Genomic DNA, 21,100 nt, shown 5'->3' on the forward strand with positions numbered 1-21,100 from the left:
CCGCCAAGCGTGCACTCAGCACCGCATCCGAGGCAAGATCGCCGTCGTGTCAACCACACCAGACGCGAGAGAGCCGAAAATTTGAGCTCGTCTGAAGCGTGAAAAATCGACCGCGACAATCGCTTTCTGTCAGACCGCGCCTGCAAATTTGTACAGAATCGAATTGTCACAGCTGTCGTGATCGAGAATTTTCAAGTCCATTCGTTAAGACGGAGTTTTTCAACAGAATCGACCGACTCCGGCCCTTCAACAGCAACTTTCCGCCAAGGATCAGCAGCCGCGGTGCGATCACGTCCTGCCGACCTCCCGATCATGCTCGACCAGCACGCGTAGCAAGAATTTCAGAAACGCCAGCGATAGCTGAGCGTGGCCTGCTTCGCCGCGACGTGCTGGGCTACTTGCTGCTGATAGTCCAAGGCCAGACTGCTGCGCGGCGAGACGTTCCAGTCGAGCGTGACGCCGGCCAGGCCACCGTAACGCGACAGGCCGATGCCGCCCACCGGCAGCCACTGCTGCAGGCCCGTGAAGCTGGCATCGAGCTGTTCGCCGCTCATCGCGAAGGCCTGCTGCCACAGCAAGCGCGCCTGCAAGCTCAGCGTGCTGCCGTTGGCGAACAGCCATTGGTGGGCGCCGCGCATGCCTGCGCCGGCCTGCCAACGCGTCACCGTCTGCGCACCGGACATCAGGCCGAAGCCGTTTGCGCCGCTCTCGTTGAAACCGTCGAGGCTCAGTTGTGCGTATTGCAGGTTCACGTAGGGCGTCAGCTGCAGGCCACCAAGGGCGAGACGATAGCCGCTCTCGCCATAGGCCACGCCGTATTGGCCATTGCTGTAGCTGGCCACGTTGGCGGATGCGTCACCGAGGGTGAGTTGGCGGCGCATGTCTTCGCGATAGCTGCCCATGCCCACGCGCCCCATCGCATACCACGAGCCGCGGATCACGCCACCGTAGAACATGCCTTCCAGCGCATGACTGCTGCCCTGGTCGGCGCTTTCGGAAAGTCGGCCCAGTCCCTGGCTCTGGCTGATCGCGTAGCCGATCACACCATCGCGACCGAGCCGGCTGTCCGCGCCGACCATGTGGCCGTTGAGGTCGAAACCGACATTGCCGTAACCGCTGCGTGACATGCTGCCGTGATCGCCCAGGCTTTGCGTCCAGCCGCCGACGTGACCGGCCAGTTGCGGTGCATCCAGCAACTGCTCGAAGCGACTGGAAAGTGCTTGCGTACCCGCATCAAGTGCCTCGAAAGCCATCGCCGCACTGGCCGCATGCAACTGGCCCGACAGGCTTTCGAACGAGCGCGCGGCCTGCGCCGTGGTGGCCTCGTATTGCAGATGCGCGGCGCCGGCGATGAAGTCGGTCGACACCGGCGCGGAACCGCCGCTGCCGGTGCCTTGCAGCTGTCCGTCGATGGCCGCGAAGGCGCTCTGCACGCGCGCCGCGGCGGCATAGCTGGCCGCCGAGTACGGCAACCCCTGGATCGCCGTGAGATTCACCTGGGTCACGTCGAGCCAGGCATTGTTGGCGTCGTAGCCCATCGTGGCCTTCAAGGTTACGGTCGACGGCGTGCCCAGGCTGGCGAACGTGCCGCTCAAGCCACCATGAGCGGTCAGCACCGTGGTATGCGAACTCATCACATAACCTTGGTCGGCGCCGTAGACGTAAAGCCCGGCGTTGGCGGTGAGGCTGGCGCTGCCGGACACCTGCAGCGAGGAACCCAGCGGTACCGCCAGCCGTCCGGTTTGCGTGTAATTGCCGCTGACGGTGAGATTGCTGCTGCCCACCACCAGCGCACCTGCGTTGGCGACATTGCCCGCGATCGAAGCCACCGACGTGCTGGATGTTCCGGTGATCGCCAGCGTGCCGGCCGTGCCGATGCTGGCGCCGCCCGCTCCCAGCGAAACGGCATCCAGGCTGCCGCCGGTCACCGTGGTGAGGCCGGCATAGCTGGAAGGCTGGGTGAGATTGAGGGTGCCGGTGCCCTGCTTGATCAGGCCGCCGGCACCCGAGATCGGATTGTTCCAGCTGGACACGCCGCTGAAGTCGACCGTGACGTCACCCCAGTTGAATTGCGCCGGGCCATTCACCGCCTTGCCCACGTCCAGTTCGCCGTAGCCGAAGGTGGGATTGGGTTGCGAGCCGCCCAGCGGGTCGGCCGTGCCCAACAGGGTCTGCCGCACCAGGTCGTTGCTGAAATACGGATACGCCTGCCACACCAGCGCCGCCGCGCCGGACACCTCCGGTGCCGCGAACGAAGTGCCTTCCACGATGTAGTAGCTGGGCTTGGCAGTGGTGGCGGTGGTGTCCTTGCCAAGCACGATCACGTCGCCCGGCGCGGCCAGGCAGTAATTCATCGCCACGCCGCACTTGTTCGAATAGCCCTCGAGCTGGGTCGGGTCGTTGCTGTTTATCGCCACGGCCACCAGCCAGCCCTTCTCCAGGTCCGGCGCCAGGCTGGGCAGTGCGGCGATGGTGCTGGGATTGGCATTCGAATCGTTGCCGGCGGCGAATACCACCAGCCCGTCGTGATTGAGCACGAAGTTGCTGTAGGCGTCGTGGAAAGCCTGGGTTACCGCGGTATCAGTGCTGCTCCAGGTAATGCCGCCCCAGGAGTTGTTCATCACGTTGACGCCGGCGCTGATCAGGTCCTGGTTCACGGAACCGAAGAACTGCGCATCGCTGACGGTGACCTGCGATGGCGGTGTGGAACCGTTGTCGTCCGGCGCGTTGTCACTGATGATGCGCGCCGACACCAGGTTGGCCCCCGGCGCAATGCCGCCGGGAAACTGGGCGAACGGCGTGCCTGCGGCAATCCCCGACACCCAGGTGCCATGACCGACCACGTCGTCGATCTTGGTGTTGTTCTGCGTCGGGTCGACGTAGATCAACTCCTTGGTCACCCTGCCAGCCACCGTGGGGTTGCTTTGCATGATGCCGCTGTCGACCACACCGATGGTGACGCCGACACCCGTATAGCCGGCATCGTGTGCCGCGTAGGTGTTGGTAAGCGAAAGCTGGGCATCCAGCGGCGGTTGCGGGGGCGGCGGAGGCGCCGTGCTGGCCGGAGGCGGGTTGCTGCCCGCAGGTGACGGCTTGACCCCGCCACCGCCGCCACAGGCACTCAGCGCCAGTGCAATCGCCATGAACAACGCCGCCTCGCGGCAACCCGGACCACGCACGTCTGCTTTCATCTGATTGTCCCCGCTACACATTCCGTGTCACGACCGACGCGGCAAGACCCCATCCTGCGGTCGGCTACGCGGCACAGTTTGGCATAACCGCCATGCACCGGAACGCTCCCTGGCAGACGTCGAGCGGACCGGTTTGCCGCGCCGCATCATGGGCTGCGATAATCCGAAGGCTAGGAGCCTGTCGTACTTTGGTGGTCGAGGCGAAAACTCGGCTGCGCGAGGACAGATTTTCGGCGATTCGCCGACCCATAGTGGTTCTATGGGTCAAGAATCGACGGAAATATGGACCGTGCAGACGGATTTGCAGCCCGGCCGACCAAAGTACGACAGGCTCCTACTCCCGGGCGCATCGCGCCTCCACGTTCCTGCGGAGATCCCCATGTCGGACGTCAGCGTTGTCATCGCCGGTGCCAAGCGCACCGCCATCGGCTCCTTCCTCGGCCAGTTCACCGGCGTCCCCACGCCGAAGCTGGGCGCCACCGCCATCCGCGCCGCGCTGGAGCAAGCCGCCGTGGCTGCCGGCGACGTCAGCGAGGTCATCATGGGCTGCGTGCTGCCCGCCAACCTCGGCCAGGCCCCCGCGCGCCAGGCCTCGCTGGAAGCCGGCCTGCCGGTCAGCACCGGCTGCACCACCATCAACAAGGTCTGCGGCTCGGGCATGAAGGCGGTGATGCTTGGCCACGACCTGATCAAGGCCGGTTCGGCTGCCATCGTGGTGGCTGGCGGCATGGAGTCGATGACCAATGCGCCGCACATGGTGCAGGCTCGTGGCGGCATCCGTTACGGCAGCGGCGAGCTGGTCGACCACATGGCGTGGGACGGCCTGACCAACCCCTATGACGGCAAGGCGATGGGTGTGTTCGGCGAGCTGTGCGCCGACAAGTACCACTTCAGCCGCGAGGAGCAGGACGCGTTCGCCATCGAATCGGTGAACCGCGCCAAGGCCGCGCAGCAGAACGGCGGCTTTGCCGGCGAGATCGTGCCGGTCACGGTGAAGGGTCGCAAGGGCGACGTGGTGGTGGATACCGACGAGCAGCCGGGCCGCTCCGACGTGGCCAAGATCCCCACACTGAAGCCGGCCTTCCGCAAGGAAAACGGCACCATCACCGCTGCCAGCTCGTCGTCCATCTCCGATGGCGCCGCCGCGCTGGTGCTGCTGTCGGCCGACGATGCCAAGGCTCGTGGCGTTGCCCCGCTGGCCCGCATCGTGGCGCACGCCACCCATTCGCAGGAACCGGAATGGTTCACCACCGCCCCGGTGGCGGCCATCCAGAAAGTGCTGGACAAGGCCGGCTGGAAGGTTGCCGACGTGGACCTGTTCGAGGTCAACGAAGCGTTCGCCGTGGTGGCGATGGCGCCGATCAAGGAACTCGGCATTCCGCACGACAAGCTCAACGTCAACGGCGGCGCCTGCGCGCTGGGCCATCCGATCGGTGCCAGCGGCGCCAGGCTTATCGTCACCCTGGTCAACGCACTGAAGACGCGCGGCCTGAAGCGCGGCATCGCCTCGCTGTGCATTGGTGGCGGCGAAGCCACCGCCATCGCGGTGGAATGCCTGGACTGAGGTCGCTTCGCAGCATCACCCTCGCGGGCTTTTCGAACTGACGGGTCGGGCATGCGAATGCCCGGCCCGTTCCTGTCTGGAAGAGGTGCTTATGCCTGCCGCGACAAAGCCCTCGCCATTCGCACGAGTGCTTCGTGCCGTTCCAAAGTGCACTGAAATGTCCAAGCCATGTGAACACCCGGCGCGCGATTTGTGAAAGCCGCTTAACCGTCGCTTTAATGCCTCCTGAAACACACTGCGAAACAAGTGGCGTGTTAACGGGGAACGCGCTTTAATGGTTGAGCCATCCGGCATTCCACGGCTAAGGAGATTCACCATGAAGTTCACGCGTATCCTTCTCGCCTCTGCGCTCGTCGCGCTGCTGGCGGCTTGCAGCAACGGCGCGCAAGATTCCGCGCAGGACGCCCAGAAGTCCGCTGACCAGGCCCAGCAGGCTGCCGACCAGGCTCAGAACGCTGCGGCTCAGGCTCCTGACGCCGCCACCAAGCAGGCTGCCGACCAGGCCCAGACCGCTGCTGCGGCTGCCGGCCAGGCCGCTGACCAGGCTCAGCAGGCTGCTGCCGCTGCTTCGGCTCCGGCCAATGCTTCCACCTCGGCGACCGACTCGATGAAGGCTGCTGCCTCCAACGCCGCCGACGCTGCCTCCAACGCCGCCAGCGCTGCGAAGGACGCCGCGGGCAAGGCCAAGGACGCTGCCGACAAGGCCAAGGATGCCATGAAGGGTCATTGATCCCTTCCGGCATTCGCCTGAAAACCGGCCGCCTCGTGCGGCCGGTTTTTTTTCGCCCCGGCGAAGGATTTTCCAGCCCGGCGAACCCGGCGAAAGCGGCGATATTTCCGCATCGTGGACGCTGGCCGTTATCATCCATGGTTTGCCCCTGCGCCAGTTATCGAAACCATGAGTATCGTCACCTCGCAGATCGATCCCCGTTCCCCCGAATTTCAGGCCAGCAGCACGCAGTTGCGCGCGCTGACCGACGAGCTGCGCCATGAGCTCGCACGCACGGCCGAAGGCGGCGGCGCCAAGGCCCGCGAAAAGCATGTGGCACGCGGCAAGCTGCTGCCGCGCGAGCGCATCCGCGCATTGCTTGATCCCGGCTCGCCATTCCTGGAACTCTCGCCGTTGGCCGCACATGGCATGTATGACGATGCCGCGCCCTCCGCCGGCATCATCACCGGTATCGGCCGCGTACATGGCACCGAGGTGATGGTGGTGGCCAACGACGCCACGGTGAAAGGCGGTACCTACTTCCCGATGACGGTGAAGAAGCACCTGCGCGCGCAGGAAGTGGCGCTGGAAAACCGCCTGCCCTGCGTCTATCTGGTCGACTCCGGCGGCGCCTTCCTGCCGCTGCAGGACGAAGTGTTTCCGGACAAGGAGCACTTCGGCCGGATCTTCTACAACCAGGCGCGCATGTCCGGGCTGGGCATTCCGCAGATCGCCGTGGTGATGGGCAGTTGCACCGCCGGCGGCGCCTACGTGCCAGCGATGAGCGACGAGACCATCATCGTGCGCGAACAGGGCACCATCTTCCTCGGCGGTCCGCCGCTGGTGAAGGCCGCCACCGGCGAGGTAGTAGATGCCGAGACGCTGGGCGGTGCGGACGTCCATACGTCCATCTCCGGCGTGGCCGACCACTTCGCCGAGAATGACGCGCACGCGCTGTCGATCGCCCGCGACATCGTCGCCAGCCTCAATCGCAAGAAGTCCATGCCGCTGGCGCTGCGCGAATCGATCGAGCCGAAGTATCCGGCCGAGGAACTGTACGGCGTGATCCCGCAGGACACCCGTCGCCCGTTCGACATCCGCGAAGTGATCGCGCGCATCGTCGACGGTTCGGAGTTCCACGAATTCAAGGCGCGCTACGGCAAGACCCTGGTCACCGGCTTCGCCCACATCCACGGCTATCCGGTCGGCATCGTCGCCAACAACGGCATCCTGTTCGCCGAAAGCGCACTCAAGGGCGCCCACTTCATCGAGCTGTGCAACCAGCGCAACGTGCCGCTGGTGTTCCTGCAGAACATCACCGGCTTCATGGTTGGCAAGAAGTACGAACAGGCCGGCATCGCCAAGGATGGGGCCAAGATGGTCACCGCCGTGGCCTGCAGCCACGTGCCGAAGTTCACCGTGGTGATCGGCGGCAGCTTCGGCGCCGGCAACTACGCCATGTGCGGCCGCGCCTACGGCGCCCGCTTCATGTGGACCTGGCCGAACGCACGCATCAGCGTGATGGGTGGCGAGCAGGCCGCCAGCGTGCTGGCCACGGTCAAGCGCGACGGCATCGAGGCACGTGGTGGCGCATGGTCGGCCAACGAGGAAGCCGCGTTCAAGGCGCCGATCCGCGAACAGTACGAACGCCAGGGCCACCCCTACTACGCCAGCGCCCGACTCTGGGACGACGGCATCATCGATCCGGCCGATACCCGCCGCGTGCTCGGCATGGCCATCTCCGCCTCGATGAATGCACCGATCGAACCGCAACGCTACGGTGTGTTCCGGATGTAGCTACATCTCTGGTGCGCTGTCCAGCAGCTTGCGGATCGGGCCCAGGGCGGCCTTCAAGGTAACGAAGCGCGCAACCACGTCGCGCACGGCGGCCAGCGCCGGACTGCGGCGGCACATCAGTTTCGTCAGCGCCCGCGAGTTGTCTTGCGCGGACTCCACGCGCGGGCGTTGCACCCGTTCGTAGTCGTGTAGCGCCACCGGCACGCCGGCGCGGTCGGTGGCCAGCAATTGCCGTGCAAGCACACCGGCCGATTCCATCGCCATGCCGGCGCCGATGCCCGCAGTGGGCACGAAACCGGCGGCCGCATCGCCGAGCAATACGGTGCGTTGCACTGCCCAGGTCGCACTGCGGATGTCGGTGAGCTTCCAGTAATACGGCGTGTCGCCGCTTTCCGCTACCGATTCCAACGCGCGCAAAAGCCAGTCGTCGACGTGCCGCAATTGACTGCGGATATGCGCCACGAAGGCCTGCGGGCCGGCACGGGTGTCATCGCGGTGGCCGCCCACGAACACGCCGGCGCGACCACGTACCGGATACACGCCCACGAAGAAGTCACTGCCCCAGATTTCGTCGCCGCGGTCGGCATGCGCGGCATCGCTGTCCATCCAGGCCACCCATCCGCCCCAGCCGCAGTCGAACGTGGACACCTGCTGCGCCGGCAACAACAGTTCGCGGCTGCTCGAATGCAGGCCATCGGCCAACACCACCGCATCGAACACGGCTTCGTGCGTGCTGTCGCCCTCGCGCAAGAGGACATACGCCGCTTCCGGCGTCTGTCGCAATGCCCGCAAGGTGGTTGCGTAACTCACGGCAGCGCCCTCGTCGGCCAAGGCCTGCATCAGTTCGCCACGGGCAATGCCGCGGTACTCGCCATAGCGGCTCAGCAGGCTGTCGATGGCGTATTCGCGCAGGCGCTGGCCATGTCGTCCGTGCAATACGTAGCGATGAAAGCGCACGCTGCGCGCGCGATAGGCATCGCGTACGCCAGCCTGGCGCAGTACCGGTTCGACCAGCGGCATCAGCGCCAGCATGTAGCCGTCGTCGGCATGATCGGCAGCGCGTTCCACCAGCACCGGATGCAGTCCCCCGGCACGCAGCGCCTGCGCCAGGGTGAGGCCCGCCACACCGGCTCCGACGACCAGCACCCGCAAATGGTCGGCCTGTGCGCGGGCAAGTTGAGCATTCAACGACGTGGCGATGAACATGCGCGACTCCTGTGGACCACCCGGTCCAGAAGTCTCATCCTTGCACACCATGGACCACCCGGTCCAGTGCCGCTACGATGTCACCGTGACCACCCCGACAGCCCCCTCACCACGCGAACACGAACTACTGGCCACCGCCGCGCGGGAATTCGCCACGGCCGGCTTCGAGCATGCCTCGCTGAACGCCGTGATCCGCGCCTGTGGCATGAGCAAGAGCTCGTTCTACCACCGCTTCGATTCCAAGCAGGCGCTGTTCGATCGCGTGGTGGACGAAGCCGCCGCCGCGCTGGCGCACGAACTGGCCGCGCCCGATCCGGCGGCACTCGCGGGCCCGGATTTCTGGCCCCGGCTGGAAGCCTTCGTGACGCACGCGGTGGCGGCGCTGGCGAAACCGGCGTGGTACGCCGACCTCGGCAAGCTGTTTTACCTGCCTGACGTCTCGGCCGAGCGCAGCGCGGCAATGCGGCGCTTGCTGGCCGGAGTGGATGGCTGGGTGCAAGCCGTACTGAAGGCCGGCCGCAGCTGCGGCGCGGTGCGCGATGACCTGCCCGCCAGCCTGCAAGCCGAACTGGCCTTTGCCATGCTGCAGGCCATGGATCGCTGGTCGGTGGCACACATGGATGACATGAAGCCGGCTCAACGCCGCCGCATGGCTTCGGCGCAGCTCGATACCTTGCGCCGACTGCTGGCGCCATAGGCGGGATACTCGCGGACAGACTCGCGCGAGGAACGCGGCCAAAGCTTGCCAGCACCCCCGGCGCAGCTTGTGACGCAGGCTCGATCAGCGGCGAAGCTCAGCCAAGAAGACCGTTCGCGCGGAACGTGGCTTGCGAAGCGCATACAGGCGCGCCCTTCGACTCCGGCCCTGCGGGCCTGCGCTCAGGGCGAACGGTGGGGTATCGGCAGAATCTTGTCGCGAATCGGGAACGCGGGTGAGGTCAGTGCTGCCGACTGCGGAAATTCAGCGGCATGACCGTATCGGCAGCGGACTTCGCCGTGGCCGGCTTCTTCGGCCCGCAGGCGCCGCAGGTGGAGCAGCCGTCGGCGCAGTTGCCGGTGGCCTGTTTCGGTTGCAGGCGGCGGCTGAGTGCATGCGCAAGGCGCGAGCGGCCAGGCCGTGCCAGTCGGATCGAGGCTGCCGCAAACCAGCGGTTGGTGAGTTGCGGCGCCAGCTTGCGGAACGCCACCAGCACGCTCGCCAGCACGATGAGCCCGACCACGATGTATTGGATCAGCAGTCCGGTACTCATGTCAGTGCACTCGCGATCTGGAAGGTCAGCAGCGACGCCACGTAGGCCATCACGAACATGTAGCCGAACGAGATCGCCACATTGCGCCAGGAATCGGTTTCGCGCTTGATCACCGCCAGCGTGGACATGCATTGCGGCGCATAGGCAAACCACACCAGCAGCGACAGCGCGCTCGCCAGCGGAATGTGCGCAGCCAGCGCCGGGCCCAGCGCGCCGCTGTCGCCGCCCACCGCGTAGACCGTGGCCAGCGCGGCCACCGCCGTCTCGCGTGCGGCGAAGGCGGGAATCAGCGCCAGGCTCATTTCCCAGTTGAAGCCGATCGGCGCGAAGATGTGCGCGAAACCGCGGCCGATATAGCCGGCAAAGCTGTAGTCGATCGCCGGGCCGGTGGCGCCGGCGGGCGGCGCCGGGAAGCTGGACAACGCCCACATCAGGATGGTGAGCGCCAGGATCACGCCGGTCAGCCGCTTCATGAAGATCATGCTGCGTTCGTACAGGCCGATGCCCACGTCGCGCACCTTCGGCATGCGGTATGACGGCAGTTCCATCAGCAGTGCGTGCTCGCTCTTGTCGCGATGGATGCGCTTCATCACCCAGCCCACCAGCATCGCACCGGCAATACCCGCCACGTACAGGACGAACAGCACCAACCCCTGCAGGTTGAACATGCCGAGGACACGATGCGAGGGAATGAATGCGGCGATCAGCAGCGCGTACACCGGCAGGCGTGCCGAACACGTCATCAACGGCGCCACCAGGATGGTGGTGAGGCGGTCGCGCTGGTCGGTGATGCTGCGCGTGCCCATGATGCCGGGAATGGCGCAGGCAAAGCTGGACAGCAGCGGGATGAACGAGCGCCCGGTCAGCCCCACCGACAGCATCATGCGATCGAGCAGGAACGCGGCACGCGGCAGATAACCCGATTCTTCCAGCGTGAGGATGAAGAAGAACAGCACCAGGATTTCGGGCAGGAAGCCGAGCACGGTGCCCAGGCCGCCGAAGATGCCATCCGTGACCAGTCCCTGCAGCGGCCCGGCCGGCAACCACACGGCCAGGTGACCACCCAGCCAGCCGAAACCGTCGCCGATCAGGTCGCTCATCGGCTTGCCGGCGGCATACACCGCCTGGAACACCAGGAACATCACCAGCGCAAGAATCGCCAGCCCGAACACCGGGTGCAGCGCCCAGCGGTCCAGCGTGTCGTCCAGCTTCGCCGTGGCGCGCGGCATGGTCACGGTGGCGGCCAGCAAGGCGCGCACCTCGGCATGCAGGTCGGCACGGCTGGCTGCATCGTCAGGCTGCTTCGGCGCGGCGATCGGCACTTCACCGTCCACCCGCTCGACCAGGCCCTTCGCGCCATTCCGCTTCACCGCGATGGTTTCCACCACCGGCAGGCCAAGCCGACGCTGCAGTTCGGGCACGTCGATGACGATGCCGCGGCGGCGCGCGGCATCCATCATGTTCAGCGCCAGCACCACCGGGCGCCCCAGCCGCTTCACTTCCAGCAGGAAACGCAGGTGCAGGCGAAGGTTGGTGGCATCGGCCACGCAGACGATCAGGTCCGGCGGCGCCTCGCCCGGGTAATTGCCCTTGAGCACGTCGCGGGTGATCTTCTCGTCCGGGCTGACCGTGTCGAAGCTGTAGGCCCCGGGCAGGTCGAGGATCTGCAGCATCCGCCCGGACGGCGCCACGAAGCGCCCTTCCTTGCGCTCGATGGTGACGCCGGCGTAGTTGGCCACCTTCTGCCGACCACCGGTGAGCTGGTTGAACAGCGCCGTCTTGCCGCAGTTGGGGTTGCCCACCAGGGCAATGCGCAACGTACCCGCACTCATGCCGCCACCTCCACGCAAACCTCGACGCGCGCGGCTTCGTTGCGCCGCAACGCGAATCGCGTGGAACCGATCTGGATCAACAGCGGATCGCCGCCCATCGGGCCGCGCGCCACCACGCGCACCGGCTCGCCCTGGACGAAACCAAGGTCACGCAGGCGCTGCGCAATGGGATCGGCAGCTTGGACGTCATCGACACGTTCGACCACGGCGGGCGCACCCTTCTGCAATTCGGACAGGCGCACAGGCACCACGCTTAAATAAGAATTGTTCGCATTGTAATGCTTTCTTCGTCTTCCTGCAGCCATGCCCTGGAAGGCCGCCACCAGCGTTTAAGATGTGCCCTTTGTCCAGCGGAACCCGCCGATGACTGCCATCCAGATTGCCGACCGCGCCGGCGTGCGCGAACTCACCCTGAGCCGCCCCGAGGTGCATAACGCCTTCGACGACGGGCTGATTGCCGAACTGACGGCCGCCGTGCGGGCCGCCGCCAGCGACCCGGCCGTGCGTGCCGTGGTGCTGACCGGCGCCGGCGCCAGCTTTTCCGCCGGCGCCGACCTGAACTGGATGCGTGGCATGGCCAGCGCCAGCGAACAGGAAAACCGCGACGACTCGCTGCGTCTGGCCGAGCTGATGCGCACCCTGCAGTTCTGCCCCAAGCCGACCATCGCCCGCGTCAACGGCGCAGCCTACGGTGGCGGCGTGGGCCTGGTAGCCTGCTGCGACATCGCCATCGGCGCGGACACGGCCAAGTTCGGCCTCACCGAGGTGAAGCTGGGCCTGGTGCCGGCGGTGATTTCGCCTTACGTGCTGCATGCGATCGGATTGCGCCAGGCGCGCAAGCTGTTTCTTACCGGCGAAGTGTTCGATGCCCACGAGGCACAACGCATCGGATTGCTGCACCGGGTCGTGGCCGCCGAGGCCTTGGACGACGCGGTGGCTTTCACCCTGAAGCTGCTGGCCAAGGCCGGCCCCGAGGCGCAGCGCGAGGCCAAGCAACTGGCGCTGCGCATGGCCGGCCACGAGGAAGACGGTGCCGAGCGCATCGACCACGACAACGCCGCGCTGATTGCCCGGCTGCGCGTGTCCTCCGAAGGCCAGGAAGGGCTCAGCGCCTTCCTCGACAAGCGCGCACCGGCGTGGGTCGGCGGCGGCTGAGCAAGGCTGCTGACATCACGTCGGCAGGAAGCCGACACCAGACTGGAAAAACCACGTAACCGGACGCCGCCATGACTCATCCCGTGCTCAACCTCGACGACGTCGCCATCCAGTCGCCCACGTCCCCGCAATCATTGCCGGGCGCCACGGCCGAACGCTACGACCTGCGCCGCGGCGAGATCAGCACTCGCATCGGCGCGCGCAAGCTGGGCTACCGGCTCACCGTGGTGGCGCCGGGCAAACGCGCCTGCCCGTTCCACAGCCACCGTGGCGACGAGGAGATGTTCTTCATCCTGGAAGGCCGCGGCGAACTGCGCCTGGGTGATACCCGTCACGCGCTGCGCGCCGGCGACGTGGTGGCCTGCCCCTGCGGCGGGCCGGAGACCGCGCACCAGATCATCAACACCGGCGACACCGAGCTGCGCTACCTGGGCGTGAGCACGATGGAACCGGTGGAGATCTGCGAATACCCCGACTCCGGCAAGCTCGGCGCCTACGCCGAAACGCAGCCCGGCGAGAACGCGCAGGCACTGCGCCACCTGTGCCGCATGGAAGACGCCTGCGACTACTGGCGAGGCGAATAATCGTGCCGGTTTGCTGCGCTGCGCATCGGCGCGCCGGCGGTGATCTGCTACCGTTCCGGGGCTTTGCCCCCCTCGAACTTCCCCCCAAGGAACCTGCATGTTCGAACGCGTCCTGATCGCCAACCGCGGCGAGATCGCCTGCCGCGTGATCCGCACCTGCCGCCGGCTCGGCATTCGCACCATCGCGGTGTACTCCGAGGCCGACCGCGATGCGCAGCACGTGCGCCTGGCCGACGAGGCCTGGCCGATCGGCGGCTCGCTGCCGGCCGATTCCTACCTGCGCATCGACGCGATCCTCGACGCCGCCAAAAAGAGTGGCGCGCAGGCCGTCCATCCCGGCTATGGCTTTCTTTCCGAGAACACCGCCTTCTCGCGCGCCTGCCAGGAGGCCGGCATCGTCTTCATCGGTCCCGATCCGGCCAGCATCGAGGCGATGGGTTCCAAGGCCGCCGCCAAGCACCTGATGGCGAAGCATGACGTGCCGCTGGTGCCCGGCTACGACGGCGACAACCAGGACAACGCATACCTGGCCGAGCAGGCGCACAAGACCGGCTATCCGCTGATCATCAAGCCCTCGGCGGGCGGTGGCGGCAAGGGCATGCAGATCGTGCGCTCGGACGCGGAATTCCCCGAGGCGCTGGAAACCGCACAGCGCGTGGCCAAGGCCGCGTTCGGCGATGCGTCGATGCTGCTGGAGCGCTACATCGAGCAGCCGCGTCACATCGAGTTCCAGATCTTCGGCGACCGCCACGGCAACGTCATCCACCTGGATGAGCGCGAATGCTCGGCGCAGCGCCGCTACCAGAAAGTGCTGGAGGAAACGCCCTCGCCGTTCCTGACGCCGGAACGCCGCAAGGCCATGGGCGAAGCTGCCGTGGCCGCCGCGAAGGCCGTGAACTACGTGGGCGCCGGCACGGTGGAATTCATCGTCGGGCCCGCCGGCGATTTCCACTTCATGGAAATGAACACCCGCTTGCAGGTCGAGCACCCGGTCACCGAGCTGACCCACGGCGTGGATCTGGTCGAATGGCAATTGCGCATTGCCGATGGCGAGCCGTTGCCGCTGACCCAGGATCAGGTCGTTTCGCACGGCCACGCCATCGAAGTACGCCTGTACGCCGAAGACCCCGAGCAGAACTTCCTGCCCGGCTCCGGCAAGCTGCAGATGCTGCGCCTGCCCGCGCCGTCCGCGCACGTGCGCCTCGATGGCGGCGTGATCGAGGGCGACACGGTGACGATCTTCTACGATCCGATGATCGCCAAGCTGATCGTGTGGGACGAAGATCGCCCACGCGCGCTGCAGCGCATGCGCGAAGCGCTGGCGCAATGCGAGATCGCCGGACCGAAATCCAACATCGCCTTCCTCGAACGCCTGGTGCGCCACCCGAGCGTGGTCGAAGGAACCATCGACACCGGCTACCTCGACCGCCATCTCGACCAGTTCGTCACCGGCCATGCCACTCCCGCCGGACGCACGCTGTTCGCGGCTGCCACGGCCGCGCTGCTGCATGACGAAGCCGCCGTCCAGGGCACCGCGACCGACCCGCACTCGCCATGGGCCCGCGCCGATGGCTGGCGCATCGGCCATCCCGGCAAGCGCCTTATCGCGCTGACCCACGGCGATGAACGCTTCGAGATCGAAGCCCACGGCCACGCCGGCCACTACCGTTTGCGCCATGGCGAACGGGATGGCGAGGTGACCGGCGCCCGTCTCGACGGCAACCAGCTCAATGCGCGCTTCGACGGCGAAGCACTGCGCCTGCCGATGCGCGCTGATGGCCACCGCGTGCTGCTGCACGACGCCGAGGGCCGCCGCTGGCGCTTCGACCGCGCCGCGGCCTACGCCTGGGAATCGAAGGACGCCGCCGGCGGCAACCAGGTCGTCGCCCCCATGCCCGGCCGTATCGTGCTGGTGAAAGCCAAGCCCGGCGACGCGGTGGAAGAAGGCCAGGAATTGCTGGTGATGGAGGCAATGAAAATGGAACTGGCATTGAAGGCGCCGCGCGCCGGCACCATCGAGAGCGTGAGTGCCACGCAAGGCGAATTCGTCGAAGCCGATGCCGTGCTGGTCCACTTCGCCGACTGAGATTTTGAGCCCCTCTCCCCGTAGGAGAGGGGTTGGGGTGAGGGTTCGGCTTCGCCCGAACATTCACGCAAGCCCCGCACCCTCATCCGCCCCTGTGCGGGGCACCTTCTCCCGGGGGGAGAAGAACACGTCGTCCGGAGCCGCCCATGACCACATCCAACCACGTCCGCATCGTCGAAGTCGGCGCCCGCGACGGCTTGCAGAACGAGAAGACCCTGCTGCCGGCCGAGGTGAAGATCGCGCTGATCGATCGGCTCTCGTCCACCGGCCTGAAGACCATCGAAGCCACCAGCTTCGTCAGCCCGAAATGGGTGCCGCAACTGGCCGATGCCGCCGAAGTGTTCACCGGTATCCGCAAGGTGCCGGGTGTGAGCTATCCGGTGCTGGTGCCGAACCTGCAGGGCTACGAGCGTGCGCGCGAGGTCGGCGCCACCGAAATCGCCGTGTTCAGTGCCGCCAGCGAGGCGTTCAACCGCAAGAACATCAACGCCTCCATCGACGAATCCATCGAGCGCTTCGTGCCCGTGCTGGAACAGGCCAAGGCCGATGGCGTGGCAGTGCGCGGCTACGTCTCCACCGTGCTCGGCTGCCCCTACCAGGGGGAAGTGCCGATCAGCGACGTGGTGCGTGTGGCCAAGCGCCTGCACGCGCTGGGCTGCTACGAAATCTCGCTGGGCGACACCATCGGCGTCGGCACCCCGGCCAAGGCCCGCGCCATGCTGCACGCCGTAGCGCAGGAAGTGCCGATGGCCGCGCTGGCCGTGCATTTCCACGACACCTACGGCCAAGCCCTGGCCAACATCCTCGCCTGCCTGGAAGAAGGCGTGCGCGTGGTCGACAGCTCCGTCTCCGGCACCGGCGGCTGCCCCTACGCGAAAGGTGCCACCGGCAACGTCGCCAGCGAAGACGTGGCCTACATGCTGCACGGCATGGGCATGGAAACCGGCATCGACCTCGACCTGCTGATCGCCACCGGCGCCTGGCTGGCCGCGCAGCTGCACAAGGACACCGCCAGCCGCGTCACGCGGGCGCGCACGGCAGGGTGAGGCGTAAATCTGCCTTTCGCATGGACCAAGGCGTGATCAGCGACGACGACACAGCAGCATCATGCTAGCCATTCATCCTTTCAGGCCCTAAAGTTAACCGCGAGTCACGGGATCGGATAACTATCGCCCCTGAACTTATCGCCAGACCGTCCTTAGGGCCTCGCTCAAAATGAAGCGTATGCCACTGGAGCCGTCTGGCTCATCGATGCAACTGGAGTACTGAATGTGCCGTTCCATGGATGGGCTAAGCGACGGCCGCAACAAGCGGCCCGCTTGATCGCTCCAGCCATGCAGTACATGCAGCAAATGCCGACGCGGAACATGCCCGGCAATGGGGGGATCCAATGAACTTTATTCACGACGTCCTGGCTGGCGGCGTTCTCGTGGTCACGCTGGCCACGATCTCGGCGGCGCTGCTGTTCGACTATCTTTGGCGTTACGCCACACGTGGCTTGCTGCTTCGCCAGCAGCTCAAAACGGTTGCCGCGCGCATCGAGGCTCTTGCCAACAAACCTCGTCCCACACTGCGGGAAGAGCTGAAAAAGGTATTCGAAGGCACCGCATGCGATCACGCCTGGAGTGAGTACGAAGAGACACTCCACGACCAGTACGACATCCGGAATGGTGAGCGGAAGGTGCGCGAGGTTCGCGCCACCGTACCCTCGGAATCCTTTATCAACTTGGAAACCACAGTTGATCCAAGGATCGGATCGGAATACTTCAAACACCTGCCAGGCATCTTTACCGGCCTGGGTATCATCGGCACGTTCAACGGACTGATTCAGGGCCTCGTGGCGTTTAATCCCGATGTGGATGCGGATGCGCTCAAGGTTGGACTGAGCGGCCTGTTCGGCCATGTTCTCCACGCATTCTCCTTCTCTATGATGGCGATCATCCTTGCGATGATCATCACGATCACTGAGAAGTGGATCTACGCCGCCTGCGCCAAGTGGGTCGGTCGGGTTTCGCAGAAGCTGGACAGCTTGTTCCGCGCTGGCGTTGGCGAGGAGTATCTATCGGATCTTTTGCGCTCGTCGCAGGACAATGCAACGCAAACCAGGCAGTTGAAGGAAAGTCTGGTTCAGGATTTGAAGGAATTGTTGACGCAGCTAGCGGAGCGTCAGATCGCAGCAACCCAGCAACTTTCGATCGAGATCGGCGAGCGGATCGAAGGAAGCCTGAAGGAGCCACTTGCCCATATTGCCGACACAGTGCGCACCGCCAGCGGACAACAGACCAGCATGGCGACCACGGCGATCGAGACGTTGATGCGTGCCTTCATCGACAAAATGCAGGAAACGCTTGGGGGCCAGATGGATGGCCTTAACGAGATGATGCGCACCTCGGCACAATCCATGACGCAGGTCGAAGCTGCCATGCGCTCACTCGTGACAGATATGCAGCGAGTAAGTGGCGAGTCGACCTCAGGCATGCAGCAAGCCGTGCGCGACCTGATCGAACAGATGGGTGAACAGCAACGTCTCCACGCCAATCAGTCGACCGTCAGCATCAATAACCTGCTCACCCAAGTCGAATCGTCAGTTAAGGAGGTGGCTCGCCAGCAGGAGAACATGAGTCAGCGATCGGAGCAGTCTGTCTCCGCCCTCATGGAAGCGATGCATGATCGCGTCGACCAGTTGGCAAGCAGCAATCGCGAAACCCAAGAGCGCGGTGTCGCTCTGGCGGCGTCGCTAAGCGAGGTGTCCACCAAAGCGATATCCGGTCTCGAAGAGGGCGCCTTGGCCGTGGGACAGGCGCTCGACAGCGTGCGCGCCGCCGTTGAGCGCCTCGGCATCCTGACCGAAAAGATGTCCGCGCTGCAGTCGGGCCTGAACCAGTCAACAGAGCAGATCGCGCAGTCCAGCAATGTCTTGGGTGGCGCGGCGCAGTCTCTCAGCACGGCCATAGGCACCCTTGGAGCTGCAACATCGCATTTTGACGCGTTCGGCAAGCTGGTTCAGGCAGAAAGTGCCGCCCGCAGCGGCATGCTTGAGGATCTGAGGTGCCTGACCCAGCAAGCCCAACAAACCGGACAGTCACTCACGTCCCTGACGGATGAGGTTCGGGACAAGTTAGGCGATATGGTCGCTAAATTCGGGGTCGGCGTCAGTCAGGCGCTCGAACACAACCTCGCAACCTACAACAAGCAACTCAGCGATGCAGTCGGCATGCTCAAGAGCGCCTTCGAAGAGATCGCCGAGTCCGTGGATGCGGCGAGCTGATGATGTTTGCCAAAGTCGTTCGGCGCAAGGGCAAGAGCAAGAGCGAAGGAGAAAAGCCCTTCTGGATCTCCTACGCCGATCTCATGACCGCGATGATGACACTGTTCCTCGCAGCCATGGCCGTGACCATGGTGGCCATCACGCACAAGGTTCGCCAGGTCGAGGCCAAAGAGGTCATTCGCGCCAAGCAGATCAAGCAAATCTGCAGCAATATCCGAAGTCAGCTGGCCAATGACGGCGTGGTTCATGTGGATTGCGAAGACAACCGCATCAGTTTTGGCGAGGCCGGACGGTTCGGTCACGATGACTATCATCTCCCGTCTGCTGCAGGCCCGGCGTTGGCCAGACTGGTCCCGGCCGTACTCGAGGCTGCAGACGACCCGTTGGGCCGCAAATGGCTCAAACAAGTCGTCATCGAGGGCTTCACTGATACCGACGGATCCTATCTGTACAACCTCCATCTAAGTCTTGAGCGCTCGGAATGGGTGATGTGCCTGCTTCTGGATCCGCAGCGCAATACCGATCTTTCCTTGACGTCACAGCAGCTTCAACGGGTCCGGGACCTCTTCCTTGCCGGCGGCGTGTCCTTCAACGGCGCCAAGTCCACCAAGGATGCCAGCCGCAGGGTGGAATTCAAATTGCAATTCTACGGTTCGGATACCGACAGCTCACAAGCCAAGCCGATATTCCAAGTCACGGCGACCGACCGATGCATGCTCCACTAAGTCGATCACTTCTCGATTGGCGCATCCTGGACGAGTTGCTCGCGAACCTTGTCCGGGAACGGATCCCTGACGCCGATCATCTACCCTTGGCGGTTCAGGTCGCCGAGGTAAAGCACCGCTTCGGTACGGCCTCGGCAGCCATTCGCCCCGACAGGGTCGAGGCCGCGGCCCGTCAGGCGTTGTCTGACTTAGGCAAGTTACGCGCCAGTCACCGCTTCGTTCTTGCACATTCGCTGGCGCAACCGATCGCTGGCCTCGAAGGCAGGTCAGTTCTCGATCACGAACGAGTGGCCCGACAACTGCTCAACGATTGGGAGTCGGCGGCACGCAACCAAGTGCTAAAACTGTCGCATTGGCGCGGCCTGTTCCGATCCTATATGCAGGCGCCAGATGGCGACTGGCAGAAACGTCTGAGGCTCCTGCTCTCGAAGACGATTGAACCGGTGGTGAAGCGTCGCCGAGGCCGCCCCGCGTGGCTGGATACCCTGACCCGACACGAGCACCTGCTTGGCGACGAGCCCTGCCTTCCTTATGTCGACGAGATGATGGCCGGCGAGCACGAACTGCTCGCAGATCTCCGTGATCACGTGGATATTCCACCCACCAGCTGGTTCTGGCAGCAGCTCAAATCGAGGCTTTTTCAGCAGATCGCATCCATTGGCGAGGCGGCCTTCCGAGCATCGATTGACGCGTTCCTGGAGCTTGACCATCTGATTCCCCTAATGGGCGATGAGCTTCCGAAGGCCATCCTTGAGCGTTACGACGCAGGGAGAGATCGCTCGATACAACCGTCGCTTATGGACTTCTCGCTGAAAGCTTGGGGAAGTCCCCAGCTGGCGAGAAACACAAAGTGGGATCTTTGTCGACCTTCCGTCCGGCAGATGGTCAACAGCTGGCTGGCCAAGGACGATCTCGAAGACTTCTATCGGCTGTGCAACACCGAAAGGATGGTCGATGAGCGGCGACTGGCGTTCTGGCTTCGGTTCAAGGATCAGATGACCTTCACCCAGATACTTCTGGGTGGTCGGTTGCGGAGTAGTCGCGATCCGGACGTCAGGGCATTTATAGCGAAGAAGGGCGAGCGCCTGGGCGACCTCACGGCAAGCACCTCCACCAACAATGCCATCCTCATGCAAATTGGTGGCTGGCTGTTCATCGAGTTCAGTGAAGTGGGGACGGCAGCGCGGGCTATTCGACTAAGTGATGGGGTAATCAAGACTGGGATGGCTTCGTACCCGTTGACCACACTACGGCATACGGGCGAACAGTGGACCCACCAACCGAGTGCCGCATGGGAAGAAAAATTCCTCGACCGGCTTCGGGACGTCGGCGTTTTCCCTGACGACTCAAAGACGAAAAGATCACCGCGTGCGCCCTCCCTGCCTCAGAACGAAATCACGGCCAGCCCCAGCGTGAGGCGAGTGCAGCCTCCCCCCACCTTGATCAGCAAGCTCAGGAATATGGATGTTGAGGTCGTCGACAACCGACTGAAGGGTGGCGCGCTCTGGGTCTATACCAGCAGAAACACGACCGCTGAAGAACTTGCAGAGATCCGCAACCTGGGTTTCCGATGGAAGGAAAGCAAGCGAGGGTTCTACTTGCCATGAAATGGGGGAAATTCAGGCCATCCAGCGAGGCGATCCAGCGCACATATACGGCTCTCTCGCGTTTGGTGTGGTTGATCTTCACGCCGGTATCTGCTGAGCCGCATGCGTCCACGGATTCTTTGGCAG

Annotated in this window: 16 protein-coding genes; 11 read left to right on the forward strand and 5 right to left on the reverse strand. The window is 64.7% G+C overall.

Features of this window, described 5'->3' with window-relative positions; all coding sequences use genetic code 11:
• Window positions 1–341 precede the first annotated feature (341 nt).
• Window positions 342–3,191, reverse strand: a complete 2,850-nt coding sequence (locus AB7849_RS19150) for an autotransporter serine protease (protein WP_008207640.1) — start codon at window positions 3,189–3,191, stop codon at window positions 342–344.
• 379 nt (window positions 3,192–3,570) lie between these two features.
• On the opposite strand from AB7849_RS19150, the gene AB7849_RS19155 reads away from it, so the two are divergent.
• The 3 genes from AB7849_RS19155 to AB7849_RS19165 all read left to right on the forward strand — a co-directional run bounded on the left by AB7849_RS19155 (window position 3,571) and on the right by AB7849_RS19165 (window position 7,261).
• Window positions 3,571–4,755, forward strand: a complete 1,185-nt coding sequence (locus AB7849_RS19155; RefSeq protein ID WP_092703232.1) for an acetyl-CoA C-acyltransferase — start codon at window positions 3,571–3,573, stop codon at window positions 4,753–4,755.
• A gap of 316 nt (window positions 4,756–5,071) precedes the next feature.
• Window positions 5,072–5,485 carry a hypothetical protein gene (locus AB7849_RS19160; protein ID WP_008212189.1) on the forward strand — a complete coding sequence of 138 codons (414 nt, stop codon included), beginning with the start codon at window positions 5,072–5,074 and terminating at the stop codon, window positions 5,483–5,485.
• Window positions 5,486–5,653: 168 nt separating this feature from the next.
• Window positions 5,654–7,261, forward strand: a complete 1,608-nt coding sequence (locus tag AB7849_RS19165; protein ID WP_008212186.1) for a carboxyl transferase domain-containing protein — start codon at window positions 5,654–5,656, stop codon at window positions 7,259–7,261.
• Here AB7849_RS19165 and AB7849_RS19170 read toward each other — a convergent pair whose 3' ends face one another.
• The gene (locus AB7849_RS19170) at window positions 7,262–8,467 is read right to left on the reverse strand and encodes an FAD-dependent oxidoreductase (RefSeq protein WP_008212184.1); all 1,206 of its coding nucleotides are present in this window, start codon (window positions 8,465–8,467) and stop codon (window positions 7,262–7,264) included.
• 49 nt (window positions 8,468–8,516) lie between these two features.
• Between AB7849_RS19170 and AB7849_RS19175 the strand changes: the two genes are divergently transcribed.
• Window positions 8,517–9,164, forward strand: coding sequence for a TetR/AcrR family transcriptional regulator (locus AB7849_RS19175; protein ID WP_157618091.1), 648 nt, complete (start codon window positions 8,517–8,519; stop codon window positions 9,162–9,164).
• A gap of 241 nt (window positions 9,165–9,405) precedes the next feature.
• Here the strand turns inward: AB7849_RS19175 and AB7849_RS19180 are convergent, their stop codons facing one another.
• The 3 genes from AB7849_RS19180 to AB7849_RS19190 are packed head-to-tail and all read right to left on the reverse strand — an operon-like array spanning window position 9,406 to window position 11,791.
• Window positions 9,406–9,717, reverse strand: coding sequence for a DUF6587 family protein (locus AB7849_RS19180; protein WP_008212180.1), 312 nt, complete (start codon window positions 9,715–9,717; stop codon window positions 9,406–9,408).
• Window positions 9,714–11,549: a ferrous iron transporter B gene (gene feoB, locus AB7849_RS19185; protein WP_008212177.1), complete on the reverse strand. Its 1,836-nt coding sequence runs from the start codon at window positions 11,547–11,549 to the stop codon at window positions 9,714–9,716. The genes AB7849_RS19180 and feoB overlap by 4 nt, the downstream gene beginning before the upstream one ends.
• Entirely contained in the window at window positions 11,546–11,791 is a 246-nt protein-coding gene (locus AB7849_RS19190; protein ID WP_008212175.1) for a FeoA family protein, read from the reverse strand. The genes feoB and AB7849_RS19190 overlap by 4 nt, the downstream gene beginning before the upstream one ends.
• A 121-nt stretch (window positions 11,792–11,912) precedes the next feature.
• On the opposite strand from AB7849_RS19190, the gene AB7849_RS19195 reads away from it, so the two are divergent.
• From AB7849_RS19195 to AB7849_RS19225, 7 genes are all read left to right on the forward strand, one after another.
• On the forward strand, window positions 11,913–12,704 hold the full coding sequence (locus AB7849_RS19195; RefSeq protein ID WP_369501539.1) for an enoyl-CoA hydratase/isomerase family protein: 792 nt from the start codon (window positions 11,913–11,915) through the stop codon (window positions 12,702–12,704).
• A 71-nt stretch (window positions 12,705–12,775) separates the two neighbouring features.
• Window positions 12,776–13,288 carry a cupin domain-containing protein gene (locus AB7849_RS19200; RefSeq protein WP_369501540.1) on the forward strand — a complete coding sequence of 171 codons (513 nt, stop codon included), beginning with the start codon at window positions 12,776–12,778 and terminating at the stop codon, window positions 13,286–13,288.
• 97 nt (window positions 13,289–13,385) lie between these two features.
• Complete coding sequence (locus AB7849_RS19205; protein WP_092703250.1) at window positions 13,386–15,374, forward strand: acetyl/propionyl/methylcrotonyl-CoA carboxylase subunit alpha; 1,989 nt, start codon at window positions 13,386–13,388, stop codon at window positions 15,372–15,374.
• Window positions 15,375–15,520: 146 nt separating this feature from the next.
• Window positions 15,521–16,420 carry a hydroxymethylglutaryl-CoA lyase gene (locus tag AB7849_RS19210; RefSeq protein ID WP_008211143.1) on the forward strand — a complete coding sequence of 300 codons (900 nt, stop codon included), beginning with the start codon at window positions 15,521–15,523 and terminating at the stop codon, window positions 16,418–16,420.
• A 344-nt stretch (window positions 16,421–16,764) separates the two neighbouring features.
• Complete coding sequence (gene zorA, locus AB7849_RS19215) at window positions 16,765–18,642, forward strand: anti-phage ZorAB system protein ZorA (RefSeq protein ID WP_008211141.1); 1,878 nt, start codon at window positions 16,765–16,767, stop codon at window positions 18,640–18,642.
• On the forward strand, window positions 18,642–19,367 hold the full coding sequence (locus AB7849_RS19220; RefSeq protein ID WP_008211137.1) for a flagellar motor protein MotB: 726 nt from the start codon (window positions 18,642–18,644) through the stop codon (window positions 19,365–19,367). The genes zorA and AB7849_RS19220 overlap by 1 nt, the downstream gene beginning before the upstream one ends.
• Window positions 19,352–20,974, forward strand: a complete 1,623-nt coding sequence (locus tag AB7849_RS19225) for an EH signature domain-containing protein (RefSeq protein ID WP_081491752.1) — start codon at window positions 19,352–19,354, stop codon at window positions 20,972–20,974. Before AB7849_RS19220 ends, AB7849_RS19225 begins: the two co-directional genes overlap by 16 nt.
• The last annotated feature ends 126 nt before the right edge of the window (window positions 20,975–21,100 follow it).

Origin of the sequence: Rhodanobacter sp. FW021-MT20, from assembly GCF_041107475.1 — a bacterium.
GTDB lineage: Bacteria > Pseudomonadota > Gammaproteobacteria > Xanthomonadales > Rhodanobacteraceae > Rhodanobacter_A > Rhodanobacter_A glycinis.